This is a genomic window from Blautia sp. NSJ-175 (assembly GCF_022867815.1).
GTDB lineage: Bacteria > Bacillota > Clostridia > Lachnospirales > Lachnospiraceae > Blautia > Blautia celeris.
In genome coordinates, this window is the sequence record NZ_JALIFQ010000015.1 from 120,029 (window position 1) to 133,879 (window position 13,851).

Here is a 13,851-nt window from a genome sequence, read left to right on the forward strand (position 1 = left end):
TTCCTTTCTCCCGGTGTATTTCTCTATTCAGACTGCCTGCAGCGCCCGAATCTCTTCAAGCACATGCAGGAGTTTTGTATTCTCTTCCCTGAGCCTTACAGCAATCCTGTAGTACCCCCTGGAAAGTCCGTAGTAATTGCTGCAGTCCCGGATTAAAATCCCTCTTTCCAGACATTGCCGGTAAAGGTCTTCGGGTCCTTTAAAAAATATGTAATTGGCACTTGAGGCATAGGTCTGATACCCCAGGCGCTTCATGCCATCCAAAAGCCAGATGCGCTCCCTGTGTATGGCTTTCATGGATTCCTCCACATATTCCCGCTCTGAAAGTGCCGCAATACCGGCTTCCTGGGCCAGAATGGACACATTCCACGGCTGGGTCACCATCCGCATTTTTTCAAGCAGTTCTCTGTCTGCGCACAGGGCATATCCCAGTCTGACACCTGCCATGGCATAGCGCTTTGTAAATGCCTTGAGTATAAAAAGATTTTCACTCTCTGCCAAATACGGCTTCATGGTATGCACATTTGGATGTTCCACAAAATCCACAAAGCATTCATCCAGCATAAGGATACAGCCGGATTTCTCACAGCGGCGCAGCACATCCTGTAAAAAATCCTGCTCCATAAGCACACCGGTAGGGTTATTTGGGTTGCACAGAAAAACCATATCCAGTTCTTCTGTGATGCACTCCAAAAACTCCCTTCCCACCAAAAATCCGCATTCCTCCTTCAGCGTGTACCGTTTGATCTCACAGTCCACCGCCTCCAGAGCCTGTTCGTATTCCGCAAATGTAGGGGCGGGAAGCAATGCCTTTTTTGGTTTCAGGGCCAGCACCAGGGCAAAGATCAGATCCGCTGCGCCGTTTCCGCAGATGATCTGCTCCTGCGGAGTCTCCTCATACCGGCTGATTGCCTCTCTCAACCGCTCACACTCCACATCCGGATAATGGCAGACCTGATCCATGGCTCTGGCTACAGCCTCCTTTACAGATTCGGGCGTGCCGAAGGGATTACAGTTGGCGGAAAAATCCGTCACATTCTGATGGCGGTAGACATCCCCGCCATGGGTGTGGTAACTTTTCATCTATTTTCTCCTTACAGTAACATGAAAATCCCCATACGGATCAGGGCAAAGAAAAGAGTCCCCAGGGCAGCGCTTGCATACAGCAGGCGGTTTGCTCTTTTAATATCCTCTGTTTCCACCTCTCTTACCGCGTCTCCGATGGTGGGTTTTTCATATAATTTTCCGAAATAAAAAGCATTTCCCGCAAGCTGGATGTCCAGAGCACCTGCCATGACAGCCTCTGTCTGGGCAGAGTTTGGGCTTGCATGATTGTAGCGGTCCCTCAGAAAGATTTTCTTCGCGTTTTTCCAGTCAAATCCCGCAAACAAGGAGGCCAGTATCATCAGCCAGGCGCTGATCCTGGCCGGTATGTAATTGGCAATATCATCAAGCTTTGCTGCATATCTTCCGAAATGCAGGTATTTTTCATTTTTATACCCCACCATGGAATCCATGGTATTGATCCCCTTATACAAAAACATGAGGGCAGGTCCCCCAATAGCCATATAAAAAAGGGGTGCAATGATGCCGTCAGATGTATTTTCCGCAATGGTCTCCACCGCTGCCTTTGTCACACCGGCTGCGGATAAGCTCCGGGTATCTCTTCCCACGATCATGGAAACCGCGGTTCTTGCACCCGGCAGGTCCGGCTTTTTCAGCGCCTCATACACACGCATACTTTCCGCCTTCAGAGACTTCACTGCCAGCATCTGATAGCACATGAAGGTTTCCAGGGCGATCCCCAGAACCGTGTGGATATGGTAAGCCAGATACAGAAGCAGAAACGGAACTCCTCCGCTTCCTATACAGATAAGCAGAACAAGAAAAAATCCGGCTGTCTTCTCCCCCCCGGGGGTTTTTGGAAACATACGCCTGAGTATTTTTTCCAGCAGTGAGATACCATTTCCGATGATACGGACCGGATGGTACAGCCATCTGGGATCCCCCAGAAGCAGATCTATCAAAAAGCCCAGTATTAGGGCCAGTGCTGTCCATTTTACCATGTCTTGTCAAATCCTTCCTGTGTATATTTGCCGGCCACCTGTATCTTCTGGCTCTCTCTCCACTTCTTTTCTTCCACCAGTACCTCGTATCCCTGGGCATTCTTCACCTGCCAGTCAAAATAGCTCCTGTCCGCGTCTGCACAAGCGCCAAGGATACTCATGATCGTTCCCCCGTGCACCACAAGGGCTGCTGTGTGCAGGCCATCCTTCAGACACTGCTCCACACAGCGGGCAAATCCCCGGACGCACCGCTTCTGAAACATTTCCTGGCTTTCCCCCTCAGGAAAAGGCAGGGTTCCGCTGCTGTCGATCCATGCCTGATACTCCGGATTTCCTGACAGCTCCTGGTAATTCTTATTTTCAAAAATGCCGAAGTCGCATTCTTTTAAAAGCACTTCCTCTTCTTTCTCCGTTCCCGGAAACAGAATCCCGGCTGTCTCCAGACACCTGCGCATGGGGCTTACAAAAACCCGCTGGACAGGCGGGTAGGAAAACTTACCAAGAAGAAGGATTCCCTCCTCGCAGAGAGGTTCATCCGTGCGGGAGCCAATATAACGCCCCAGTCTGTTCCCCGCCGTCATGGAATGGCGGATCAATAGAATCTTAAGCATCTTTTATCACCGTCCCGATTCCGCAGGTCACCCGGACTACACGTTTCGCCGCGGCTGCCATCCTTGTGCAGATCCTGCCCACAGCCTCCCGGTATTTTCGGTCAAAGGCATCCACAGGGACCACACCATACCCCAGTTCATTGGAGACCAGCACAATGTCCGGATTTCTCACGGATAATTCCTTTTCCAGATCATCCAGGTCCCTGCCCTCCAAAAGTCTCGCCCGTATCCACTCATGGAAATGATACAGGCATCCGCAGGAGAAAATATCTTCATAGGAGGCATCTGCCCCGTCTGCCATCTCTTTCTCCTCAAATCCCTGCATGGTTTTTACATATTCCTTTTTTCCCTGAAATGCTCCGCCAATAATCAGCTGCATATACCTTTCCTCCATTCTGTTTCCTTTGTCCCCTCACAGTCCTTTGTCTGTGGAATTCAGCCTGACTGCCGGCTGCATTTGGTCACTTTTCTTCTACAGGCAGCGCACAACCACCTCACCGATCACTGTGAACAGGGCAATGACAAGCTCACAGATCTGCATATGAAAACCGGCCAGGTCACCTGTGATCCCTCCGAACTGTTTCATGGACATACGGTAATAATACAGATATTCCAACGCCGCACCCAGTATGGCAAACCCACCGATCACCGGCTGATAGAAAACCATCAGCACAGCCGCTGCCAGTGAAAAAAGTACAGAGACCACTCTCACCGCGTTTTTCTGCGCACCGTCTGAAAAAGTGGCTGCCAGTCCGGTATTCTTAGCCATGGGAAAGGACGCGATTGAAAATGCCCCCATCCCTCTGGAGAGTACAAATCCCATACACACAACAGGAAGCCCCGCTTCGGTCAGCTCACTGTACACGCCAAAATACAGAAGGAAATAGCAGATTCCCACGATAATGGCAAAGGCTCCTGCATTGGAATCCTTTAAAATTTCCAGTTTCTTCTCCCTGGGCTGATAGGAATTCAGGGCATCTGAGGTGTCCAGAAGGCCGTCCAGATGGATTCCGCCACTTACCGCAACAGGAATCAGAAGAAGCACAATGGTGATAAAGATACGGCTGTCCAGAAAACTGCCGGCATATGTACCCCAGAGCCAGGAAAACCCACCGATCACCACGCCTATCAATGGAAAAAAGCACATGACATACCGCATGTTTTCCTTCGTCCATTCACTCTGAGGCATGGGAATCTTGGAATACATGGAAAATGCGATCTTAAAACTGTTCCAAAACTGTGCCGCTTTACTCTGTCTCATCCGATATTTCCCCCGTCCTGTCTGTTTTCTCTGTCCTGTTCTTGTATGTGAGGGGAATGCCATACACCACCTCTGTCACCTGACAGGCCCGGCGTGCTGTCTCCCGGTTGATCTCACCCAGGTATTTCTGGTACCGTCTGGTCTCCTCCTCATACTCTATGCCGTCGGAAAAAATTTCGTTGGTCACGATCACCAGCTCCGCTGCCTGCGCATCCAGAGCCTCAATCCCTTCCAGCACTGCCTCCACGGTCCTCTCCTTTGCGCCGTCCTCCTGAAACATCTCATTGGCGGTCAGATTGGACATACACTCCAGAAGCACACAGGCGCCTTTTGGCACCTGCACATGTTTCAATCCTGTATAACACTCTATAGTTGTGAAATTCTTCTCGGCGCGCATACGCCTGTGGCGCTCCACACGCTTTTTGCTCTCCTCATCAAAGGGGTACATGGTGGCAATGTAAATCCTTTCACAACTGCCAAAGCCAGTGAGCACATCCTCCGCATAGGCGGATTTTCCGCTCCCGCTTCCCCCCGTCACCAAAGTTATCATAATTTCGCTCCGCTTTCCTTAATCTAACGGCACATAAGCATCCATGCCGATACCGCCGAAATCGCTCATTCCGTAAAATACTGCTGTGGAAATGTCTAAGAGCGGGAAGAAAGCCACGGCTCCTGTTCCCTCTCCCAGGCACATATCACAGTGCAGACAAGCTTCCTTGCCAAGGGCTTCTAAAAGCAGATGTCCTGCAGGCTCTTTTGACACATGGCTGGCGATCATATACTGTTTTGCAGTGGGACAGATACCGGCTGCAACCAGGGCTCCGGTGGCTGAAATGACGCCGTCAATGACAACAGGGATCTTAAGAGCAGCACCGCCCAAAAACAGACCTGCAATAGCAGCGATATCAAATCCTCCCACCTTGGCAACCACATCGATGGCATCGTTTTTATCCGGTTTGTTCACCTCCACCGCTTTTTTGATGGCATTGATCTTACGGTTTAAGCCCTCACTGGAAAGACCTGCGCCGCGGCCTGTCATATTCTCCACAGGCATATCCAGGAGCACGGATGCCACAGCACTGCTGGTTGTGGTATTTCCGATTCCCATCTCACCGGTGGCAATGATGCCGTATCCTTTCTCTTTCAGCATTTCCACCATCTCAATGCCTGTCTCGATGGCTCTTACCGCCTGCTCTCTTGTCATGGCAGGTTCTTTTGTCATGTTCTTTGTTCCATAGGCGATCTTGCGGTTTAAGATACTGACATCTTTTGCCACGCCCACGTCAACAGGGAAGATCTCCGCTCCGACGGTTTTACACATGATGCTGGAGACAGCTTTTGTCTGCAGGAAATTCTCTGCCACCAGAGCTGTGATCTCCTGCCCGGTCTGGGTCACACCCTCCTCGACCACGCCGTTGTCCGCACACATGGGAACCAGTGCTTTCTTTTCCAGATGGATATCCAGACAGCCTGTGATACCTGTGATCTGTACCAGCAGGTCCTCCAGCTTGCCCAGGCTGTGAAGGGGATGCGCTATACTGTCCCAGCGTTTTTTGCTCTCCTCCATCACTTCCTCATTGACCGGTTCAATTCTTTTCAAAGCCTCTTCCAGTTTCATGTTTCTTTCCTCTCTTCCTCTTTCTGTATTTTGTGGTAACGATTCAGCAGATCAGTGCATTCCCTGCGCAGAACGTCTGAATAGATATCTCATTTTTTATATTCCAGGCATTTTTCCAGAAATGCCTGGGGAAGCCTGGGATTTCCATAGTAATAAAAATGCGGAAAACCTGCCAGCAGATGCTCCGATGCATGCAGACAGTTCCATGTCCTGCTGCTCATTGGCTTCTCCGCCAAAAATTCATGGCCGCAGGATGTGGACTCGAAATAATGGAACTCATGGGCAGGACTTTTCCCAATATTTTTTCCGAATACGGTTCCCTCCCTCTGGGTAAGTGTCACATATCCAAATCGTCCCAGTTTTTCCGTTCTGTAGGCATGTCCCGGTATGATTCCCACACCGTCGCACGGATTTTTATCCATATCCTCCATGGATTCATGCAGATACATAAAACCGCCGCACTCTGCCAGAATAGGAATCCCCCTCTGATATTCTGCCAGAATGGCACGGCGGATCGGGTAATTATCCTCCAGCTCTTTCCCCAAAAGCTCCGGATAACCGCCGTAAAAAATCAGGCCGCAGACCCCTTCCGGAAGCCTTTTGTCATGGACAGGTGAAAAATATACAATCTCTGCCCCCATCTGCTCCAGCAGCTTTAAGTTGTCCTCATAGACAAAGCAGAACGCCTCATCCCTGGCAACTCCGATTCTGACTTTTTCGGGTAGGGAAAATGCATACGCGCTGTCCTCCTTCCAGGGCTTTTCCTCCGGGATTTCCGGGGCACTCCCCGCGATCTCCAGGATTTTGTCCACGCAGAGCGTCTGCTCCAGTATCCCTGCAAGTTTCATGAGTTTTTCCCGGAATCCCTCCACCTCTTCAGGCATTACAAGTCCCAGATGGCGGCTCTCCAGTACACAGTCCTCCACCTTCGGCACATATCCCAGAACGGGGATGGAAAGCTCCTCCTCTATCATTTTCCGGACTCTCGGATACAGCATGGCTGTCATTTGATTCAGAATCACGCCGGCGATCCGGCTGTCCTTTTTATACTCCGCAAATCCCTTGATATAGGGGAGCACAGACACACTCATGCCCCGGCAGTTCACAATGAGAATTGCCGGCGTCTCCGTCACATTTGCCAGCTCATAGGCACTGGCCCTGCTGGTGGTCCCTCCGACCCCGTCATAATATCCCATGACGCCTTCCATAACTGCAACATCCATGCAGCGGCTGTTTTTTGCAAGCAGATACCGCACCATATCCCTGTCAGTGAAAAAGGTGTCCAGGTTTCTGGATTTTGTCCCAATGACTTTTGTGTGGAACATTGGATCAATATAATCCGGCCCGCACTTGAAGGATGCCACTTTCAGCCCGCGGTTTTTCAATACCTGAAGAATGCCGCAGGTGAGCAGAGTTTTGCCGCTGCCGCTGGCACCGGCACAAAGAAGTATGCGCGGTATTTTCATATAATATCTCTCCTATCTGATGTCTCCTGTACAGGAAATAATGGTGATTGGATTCTCGCCCATCATCATATGGTAAGGCCCTGCTTTTTTTGCCCTTCCCACACTGAGCTGCACCACATCCGTATCCGTGACCGGCAGCTCCTTTAAGCAGCGCAGCGCCTCCGCCACACTCTCCATGGCAATGCAGTTTATCACGATTCTGACCCTGGGATTTTTGCGCAGCAGCAGTTCCATAATGGCTTTCATATTTCCGGATGAGCCGCCGATGAAGGCATGAGTAGGCGCTTCCAGATCTTCCAGCACCTCCGGGGCCTCCCCCTCCACAACGATCAGATTCTCCGCTGCAAATTTCATTTTATTTTTCTGAAGCAGTTCCGCAGCCAGGGATTTTTTCTCAATGGCGTAAACCCTTCCCCGGGCGGCCCGAAGCGCCATCTCCACAGAGACCGAACCTGTTCCTGCTCCCACATCCCAGCAGACAGAGTCACTGAGAAGCCCCAGCTTGGCAAGAGATACTGTGCGCACCTCCTCCTTTGTCATGGGCACTTTATCCCTTACAAATTCTTCATCCCGTATGCCATGGGTGGCCGGATATGGCACGAACGCTTTGTTCTCCGCATATACCACGCTTAAAGCATCTCCGGTATAAGAGATAAAATCTTTTGGATAACCGGAAATGATCTTCTCCTGTTCATAGGAAAGCTGCTCTCCCACAAACAGACGCACATGCTCCATTCCGTAATCCATCAGTTTCCCTGCCAGCACAGACACGCCGTCCCTGCTGCCAAGAATTGCGAAAACCTTCTCATGGGTGCGGACTGCTGCTGCCAGATTTGCATTTCTTCCGTGGGCGCTTGTGATAAACGCGTCATCCCAGGATCTGCCGATTTTTCCCATGAAATACACCAGGGAGGAGATTCCGCATACCACCCGCACGTGATGTCCCGAAAGCTTTTCCAGAAGTTTTCTTGCTCCGCTGTAAAAGCCCACATCCCCGGACAATACAACGGCTGTCTTCTCATATTCCGGATGTTCCTCTATATAGCTGCAGATTTTATCACTGTCATACTCCATGCAGGTATCCTGCCCCTCATAAGAGGCTGCCTCCACCATACGTCTGGCGCCGATGATGAGTTCCGCCTCCTTCAGCACCTGCTGTGCCTCCAGTGTCATGAGTTTTTCGCTGCCTACACCTATTCCCACAAGAGAAATTTCCCGGGACGGATGCAGGGAAAACTTTTTGCAGAGCATCCTCCTGCACGCAGCAAGGGAAATTCCTTCCTCCACAAGAGGTCTTCCCACCACGATAGGGGTACAGCCTGTCTCCAGGGCTGCATCCAGTTTTTCCTGATACCCTCCGGTGGCGCCTGACATTTTTGTGACCAGGTATTTACAGTTAAGCTGCTCTATCATAGCCCTGTTCATCTCTTTTGAAAACGGCCCCTGCATGCAGATCAGATTTTTCCCTTCAAATCCATGTTCCGCGCACTGTGCCGCCACATTTGCCAGGGAGAGTACCCGGGCAAACACCCGCTCTCTGTAATCGGGAATGACTGTATATTTGGCGATTTCCTTGCTTCCGGTTGTCACCAGAATGTTTCCCTTGGTGCCCTTCAGATACTCGGCAGCCTCGTCCACACTGGAGACGTAAACGGCTCTGTCATTTTTTTGATCACTCTCCCTGCTGCTGCGGAGAAGCCTTACATATCTGCATCCTGTCTTCTCGCAGGCTGTGCGGATGTTCTTTGTCACCTCAGCCGCATAGGGATGGGTGGCATCAATGACCGGGTCTGCCTGTATGCTGCGCATAAGATTTTCCATATCCTCCTCTGTAAGGCGGGTATGGGAAACCGTCATATTCCCGCTTTTAGGCAGCAGCTCCTCCCCATACTCCGTAGCCACACAGATATGGGAGGGTATGGACTGGCTGTCCAGAAATTCCGCAGTTTTACGGCCTTCCGTGGTGCCTGCAAACACAAGGACCTTACACATTTTTATAGCCTCTCGGCGTCACCATCCTGCCGCCGATTTCCTTTGTCTGGGAATTGCCGATGAAGACTGTGGTAAACATATCCACTTTTGTCTCCCTCAACTCTTTCAGAGTCATGACTTTCATCTCTTCCCCATCTCTTCCGATATTGCCCACAATTCCGCAGACAGTGTCCTCTGACTTGTATTTCATCATCAGGTCACAGGCTTTCATCAGGTAATCATGGCGCTTTTTACTGGACGGATTGTACAAGCAGACTACAAAATCCCCGTGGGCCGCATCTAACAGCCTGGTCTCAATCTTCTCCCATGGAGTCAGCAGGTCGCTGAGGCTTATCAGACAGAAATCATGGATCAGAGGCGCTCCGAGAACTGCTGCCCCGCCGGTGGCTGCCGTAACCCCCGGAATGATAGTGAGTTCCACGCTGGGATATCCCACGCCTACCTCATACATCAAGCCGGCCATACCGTACACACCTGCATCACCGCTGCAGATCATGGACACGGTCTTTCCCTTCACGGCTTCCTCAAAAGCCATGACACAGCGCTCCACTTCCTTTTTCATAGGCGTTGTGAGAAACTCTTTTCCCGGAAAATGGTCCTTTACCAGATCCACATATACCGTATATCCAATGATCACATCACTGTTCTTCAGGGCTTCCGCAGCCTCAATTGTCATCTTTTCATAGGCACCGGGACCGATACCCACCACGTATAATTTATTCAAAATGCACACTCCATTTCCTTCTGGCCAGAGCAACGGTCACCCCGTCCTCCGCATATTTTCTTAAGATCAACATACTCTTCACGCCGTCCTGGCTGCTGCCCAGTACTGCGCTTCGTTCACAGACATTGTCCACGCCTGTCACCTCTTCCACAAATTTTGACTCCGCAAAGGTACCTTCCACCTGTGCCAGCTCCTCCTTTGTATAAGTGACAAAAGGCAGGTTTCTGTCCTGACAGTACCCTATAATTCCCGCCTCGTCCTTTTTCAGGTCAATGCTTGCCACCCGCTCCATAGATACAGAGGGAAGCAGCAGCTCATCGCAGGCTCTGCGGATGACACGCTCCACAGTCTCTTTTTCGGTATCCTTTCTGCAGCCCACACCTACTGTCACCACTCTTGGTACCAGGTACAGGGTATGGACAAAAGGATGCTTCTGGTAATTATCCGTCACATAGATACCGATCTCCGGTTTTTCTTTTTCCTCATCCAGCAGCACAAGCTCTGAGGGGATATCCCCGATCCATGGAAAATCACTGGCAAATCCCACTTCCTTTCCATCCACAAGCGCTGCGGAAATCTCCTTCGCCAGATCCATATCGGAAATATAGCATCCGTTTTTCCTGGCAAACACATCCACCGCAAATTTCTTATTGATATCCGTCGCTGTGGTGATGACCGGTGTGGCGTGAATGATATCCGCGATCTCCTCCGTAAGCTCATTGGCACCACCGATATGTCCTGACAGCAGAGAAATGGCAAAACCGCCCTGCTCATCCACCACAATGACAGCCGGATCTATTTTCTTACTGGTCACAAAGGGGGCAATGCTGCGCACAGCGATTCCACAGGCTCCCACAAACACAATGGCATCGGAATCCCGGAAACGCATGCCCGCCCATTCTTTTATGGAGGCGTCAACAGGCTTTGCAAACTGCTTTACATTGCGGAAGGACCTGTCGTCCACCTCAAGCTGTGACTCATCCATGACTTTTTTTGTATATTTACTTTTTGTATAGGACTCTACCTCATATCCGCGCTCTTTCATCACCCAGTAGAGCATCTCGCTCAGACGGTATCCCGCACGGCTGAAGCTGATAATGGAAACTTTCATATGGAATCCGTACCCTTTCTGAATTCTGTTGTAAAACCGGGATCATATAATTTTGAACGGTCATATCCGTTATGCGCCACCACATCGCCGATGATCATAAGTGCTGTCTTGGTGATCTGGTTCTCCCTGGCTGTCTCCGCCAGAGTTCCCACTGTGCAGACAAAGGATTTCTCATCCTCCCAGGTGGCCTTGTACACGATTGCTGCCGGTGTATCCGCGGTATAACCGCCCTCGATCAGCCGCCTGGAAAGCTCTTCCAGAAGGCCTGTGCTTAAAAACACCACCATGGTGGCATGGTGCGCCGCAAAAGACTCAATACTCTCCTTTTCCGGCACCGGCGTTCTGCCTGCCATTCTTGTGATGATCACACTCTGGGACACATTTGGCAGCGTATATTCCAGATCCAGAGCTGCAGCCGCTCCGCAGAAGGAACTTACGCCCGGACAGTAATCATAGGCAATGTTCTCCTTATCCAGCACATCCATCTGCTCCCGGATGGCACCGTACAGACAGGGGTCACCTGTATGAAGGCGCACCGTCACTTTATTCTCCTTCTCGGCCCTGCGCATAACATCCAGAACCTCCTCCAGTGTCATCCTGGCACTGTTGAAAATCTCACAGCCTTCCTTCGCGTACTCCAGAAGCTGCGGATTCACCAGGGAACCTGCATAAATGATGATATCTGCTTCCTCCAGAAATTTCTTTCCTCTCAGGGTGATCAAATCAGGGGCACCGCTCCCCGCTCCTACAAAATGTATCATAATGTCTCCTTCTCTTTTGCAATAATCAGGGAATAATATCCGGACTGTTCCGGTATGTCCTCTGCGCACTCATATATTTTTTCTGTGGGCATACCGCAGTCCTCGATCATAACTGCTGCCTGTCCGCTTTCCAGTATGCTCTCACGCACCTGTTTCAGTTTTTTACCTGTCTTCATCAGCACCTTGGTGCCCGGAAGCTTCAGAATGTCATCCATGGTATCCGCATTATAGGTAGCCGGAATCACATGAAGAGGCTCTGCCATCTCCACAAGTCCCATATTCAGTCTGGCCGCCACTGCGCAGAAGGAGGTAATGCCGCTTACGATCTCAGCCTCATATCCGCGCTCCACGATCCTTTTATGTACATAGAGGTAAGTGGAGTACACAGTGGGGTCCCCCAGTGTGAGAAACGCCACATTTTTCCCCTCTTTCAGCCGGGCTTCCACATCGTCTGCCGCCTTGTCGTGATTGGCCTCCAATACCTTTTTGTCCTTTGTCATGGGCATGGCAACTGGAATGAGTTCTTTTTCATCCAGGCCGTCATAGGCACCTTTTACAATTTTATAAGCCACACTCTCCTTAACATTATTTCCGGGTACGGCGATGACCTCGCTTTCCCTGATCAGGCGGAGCGCCTTGAGTGTAAGCAGTTCCGGGTCTCCCGGCCCCACTCCTAATCCAAACAATTTACCTTTCATCTGTTTCCTTCTCCTTTATCTTTTGATAACGTATTTTCTTTGTGACAGCGGAAGGCTGAGCGGTTACCGCTGTTCTTCTTTTATCAGCCTCATCAGCTCCCCGGCTTTTTCTGTCTCTCCGAGATAGCCGAATTCGTTTGAAAAAATAACGGCACCCATCTTCATCCTGTCATAAGCGCGGTGATGCAGATAATAGGAAATCCTGTCTGTCACCTCTTTCATGGTCTCCTTCAGCTTTCCCTCTCTCTGAATCAGCACCAGCGCTTCATCTGTGGTGACGGTGTTCAGAATATCCAGTGCCGTCTCTGCGGATATTCCCGCGCGCATGGCATTGGCAGCCAGTACTTCAGCCCTGGCGTCTGCACAGCGGGAATGGGTGTTCATGATCCCTGCCGCCACCTTTACAAATTTTCCGATATGGGATACAAAAAGAATGCCTTCCACACCCATGGAAACTGCCATGTCGATTGTCTCACCCACGTAGTTGCTGCATTTCATGGCCCCCTCAAGGGGAAGGTCCATATGCTCCTTCAGATATGCGGAGCCGTAATTGCCGGGGGTCACCAGCAGAAAACGGCTGCCGTTTTCCACACGCTGCCGCATTTCCACTTCTATGGTTTTTATGAGCGCGCTCTCACTCATGGGCTCCACAATTCCGGAGGTTCCCAGAATAGAAATACCTCCCTGAATACCCAGCCTTGGGTTGAAGGTCTTCTTCGCCGCCTCCTCCCCGTTTGGAACGCTTATAATGATTTCCAGACCACCCTCATGATCATATTCCGAACAGATGTCCTCCGCTGCTTTCAGAATCATACTGCGGGGTACTTTGTTGATTGCCGCACTGCCCACCGGCTGTTCCAGACCTTTCTTTGTCACGCGTCCCACGCCGGGGCCGCCGTCCAGAACTATTTTAGATTCACCGGTTTTCTTTACCCGGGAAAAGATCTCCAGACCGTCTGTCATATCCGGGTCATCTCCCGCGTCCTTGCGCACAGCGCAGGACACAAAATCCTCCCCCTTTTCGATATGCAGAATCTCCAGATTCAGCAGTATTCCTTTTGGTGTCATAAAGGAGATGTCCCGGATCTCCTCTCCTGACAAAAGCATCCGGGCAGCCGCTTCGGAAGCTGCAGCCGCACAGGTTCCGGTGGTGTAACCGAAACGCATCTTCCTGTTATTCCTGATAATGTAATAGTCTTCCAGACCAGTCTTATGTGTCATATGTTCATTTCTCCGAATCGGCCGGTATCAGCCGCATCTTTTGCTAAAATCTCAGAAAACCCGCTCTGCGGTTTTCTATTTTCATAAATGAAAAACCGCTGCCAGAAAACTGACAACGGATTCTTTTTCTTATGGGTAACAGCAGAATAAAAAACACACACTTATCCTGTTGTTTTGAACTGTCCGGTTGCCGCAGACGTCCCCCTCTCCGGCACCGCACGTATCTGGCTTTACAGTAACGGACTTGCACAGGAATTCCACCTGCTTCCGTAACGTTTCCGGGTCATATAATCACTGTTGTAATTATATAATTTTCCCCGGG

At 50.6% G+C, this 13,851-nt stretch carries 14 protein-coding genes; all 14 read right to left on the reverse strand.

What is annotated here, in order from left to right:
* Positions 1–27 precede the first annotated feature (27 nt).
* Entirely contained in the window at positions 28–1,083 is a 1,056-nt protein-coding gene (cobD, locus tag MUB35_RS21085) for a threonine-phosphate decarboxylase CobD (protein ID WP_033141812.1), read from the reverse strand.
* Between the two features lie 11 nt (positions 1,084–1,094).
* Entirely contained in the window at positions 1,095–2,066 is a 972-nt protein-coding gene (gene cbiB / locus MUB35_RS21090) for an adenosylcobinamide-phosphate synthase CbiB (RefSeq protein ID WP_244806783.1), read from the reverse strand.
* Positions 2,060–2,677, reverse strand: coding sequence for a histidine phosphatase family protein (locus MUB35_RS21095; RefSeq protein ID WP_103732490.1), 618 nt, complete (start codon positions 2,675–2,677; stop codon positions 2,060–2,062). Before MUB35_RS21095 ends, cbiB begins: the two co-directional genes overlap by 7 nt.
* Complete coding sequence (locus MUB35_RS21100) at positions 2,670–3,056, reverse strand: bifunctional adenosylcobinamide kinase/adenosylcobinamide-phosphate guanylyltransferase (protein ID WP_244806784.1); 387 nt, start codon at positions 3,054–3,056, stop codon at positions 2,670–2,672. Before MUB35_RS21100 ends, MUB35_RS21095 begins: the two co-directional genes overlap by 8 nt.
* 93 nt (positions 3,057–3,149) lie before the next feature.
* Entirely contained in the window at positions 3,150–3,938 is a 789-nt protein-coding gene (gene cobS, locus MUB35_RS21105; RefSeq protein WP_244806785.1) for an adenosylcobinamide-GDP ribazoletransferase, read from the reverse strand.
* Complete coding sequence (locus MUB35_RS21110; protein ID WP_103732491.1) at positions 3,925–4,488, reverse strand: bifunctional adenosylcobinamide kinase/adenosylcobinamide-phosphate guanylyltransferase; 564 nt, start codon at positions 4,486–4,488, stop codon at positions 3,925–3,927. Before MUB35_RS21110 ends, cobS begins: the two co-directional genes overlap by 14 nt.
* 18 nt (positions 4,489–4,506) lie before the next feature.
* The gene (gene cobT / locus MUB35_RS21115) at positions 4,507–5,556 is read right to left on the reverse strand and encodes a nicotinate-nucleotide--dimethylbenzimidazole phosphoribosyltransferase (RefSeq protein WP_244806786.1); all 1,050 of its coding nucleotides are present in this window, start codon (positions 5,554–5,556) and stop codon (positions 4,507–4,509) included.
* 89 nt (positions 5,557–5,645) lie between these two features.
* Positions 5,646–7,022 carry a cobyrinate a,c-diamide synthase gene (locus MUB35_RS21120; protein ID WP_033141819.1) on the reverse strand — a complete coding sequence of 459 codons (1,377 nt, stop codon included), beginning with the start codon at positions 7,020–7,022 and terminating at the stop codon, positions 5,646–5,648.
* A gap of 12 nt (positions 7,023–7,034) precedes the next feature.
* Entirely contained in the window at positions 7,035–9,014 is a 1,980-nt protein-coding gene (gene cobK, locus MUB35_RS21125) for a precorrin-6A reductase (RefSeq protein WP_244806787.1), read from the reverse strand.
* The gene (cobJ, locus tag MUB35_RS21130; RefSeq protein ID WP_033141821.1) at positions 9,007–9,738 is read right to left on the reverse strand and encodes a precorrin-3B C(17)-methyltransferase; all 732 of its coding nucleotides are present in this window, start codon (positions 9,736–9,738) and stop codon (positions 9,007–9,009) included. The genes cobK and cobJ overlap by 8 nt, the downstream gene beginning before the upstream one ends.
* Positions 9,731–10,849 carry a cobalt-precorrin 5A hydrolase gene (locus MUB35_RS21135; RefSeq protein ID WP_054351242.1) on the reverse strand — a complete coding sequence of 373 codons (1,119 nt, stop codon included), beginning with the start codon at positions 10,847–10,849 and terminating at the stop codon, positions 9,731–9,733. The genes cobJ and MUB35_RS21135 overlap by 8 nt, the downstream gene beginning before the upstream one ends.
* Complete coding sequence (gene cobM / locus MUB35_RS21140) at positions 10,846–11,610, reverse strand: precorrin-4 C(11)-methyltransferase (RefSeq protein WP_033141823.1); 765 nt, start codon at positions 11,608–11,610, stop codon at positions 10,846–10,848. Before cobM ends, MUB35_RS21135 begins: the two co-directional genes overlap by 4 nt.
* Positions 11,607–12,308 carry a precorrin-2 C(20)-methyltransferase gene (gene cobI / locus MUB35_RS21145; protein WP_033141824.1) on the reverse strand — a complete coding sequence of 234 codons (702 nt, stop codon included), beginning with the start codon at positions 12,306–12,308 and terminating at the stop codon, positions 11,607–11,609. Before cobI ends, cobM begins: the two co-directional genes overlap by 4 nt.
* A gap of 63 nt (positions 12,309–12,371) precedes the next feature.
* On the reverse strand, positions 12,372–13,529 hold the full coding sequence (cbiD, locus tag MUB35_RS21150; RefSeq protein ID WP_033141825.1) for a cobalt-precorrin-5B (C(1))-methyltransferase CbiD: 1,158 nt from the start codon (positions 13,527–13,529) through the stop codon (positions 12,372–12,374).
* Positions 13,530–13,851: the final 322 nt, after the last annotated feature.

Bases quoted from the DNA above. Each gene is read 5' to 3' on its own strand.
- MUB35_RS21135 (WP_054351242.1), bottom strand. From the start codon at position 10,849: ATGAAAGTTTCCATTATCAGCTTCAGCCGTGCGGGATACCGTCTGAGC.
- cobS (WP_244806785.1), bottom strand. From the start codon at position 3,938: ATGAGACAGAGTAAAGCGGCACAGTTTTGGAACAGTTTTAAGATCGCA.
- cobM (WP_033141823.1), bottom strand. From the start codon at position 11,610: ATGATACATTTTGTAGGAGCGGGGAGCGGTGCCCCTGATTTGATCACC.
- MUB35_RS21100 (WP_244806784.1), bottom strand. From the start codon at position 3,056: ATGCAGCTGATTATTGGCGGAGCATTTCAGGGAAAAAAGGAATATGTA.
- cobK (WP_244806787.1), bottom strand. From the start codon at position 9,014: ATGTGTAAGGTCCTTGTGTTTGCAGGCACCACGGAAGGCCGTAAAACT.
- MUB35_RS21120 (WP_033141819.1), bottom strand. From the start codon at position 7,022: ATGAAAATACCGCGCATACTTCTTTGTGCCGGTGCCAGCGGCAGCGGC.
- cbiD (WP_033141825.1), bottom strand. From the start codon at position 13,529: ATGACACATAAGACTGGTCTGGAAGACTATTACATTATCAGGAATAAC.
- MUB35_RS21110 (WP_103732491.1), bottom strand. From the start codon at position 4,488: ATGATAACTTTGGTGACGGGGGGAAGCGGGAGCGGAAAATCCGCCTAT.
- cbiB (WP_244806783.1), bottom strand. From the start codon at position 2,066: ATGGTAAAATGGACAGCACTGGCCCTAATACTGGGCTTTTTGATAGAT.
- cobD (WP_033141812.1), bottom strand. From the start codon at position 1,083: ATGAAAAGTTACCACACCCATGGCGGGGATGTCTACCGCCATCAGAAT.
- cobI (WP_033141824.1), bottom strand. From the start codon at position 12,308: ATGAAAGGTAAATTGTTTGGATTAGGAGTGGGGCCGGGAGACCCGGAA.
- MUB35_RS21095 (WP_103732490.1), bottom strand. From the start codon at position 2,677: ATGCTTAAGATTCTATTGATCCGCCATTCCATGACGGCGGGGAACAGA.
- cobT (WP_244806786.1), bottom strand. From the start codon at position 5,556: ATGAAACTGGAAGAGGCTTTGAAAAGAATTGAACCGGTCAATGAGGAA.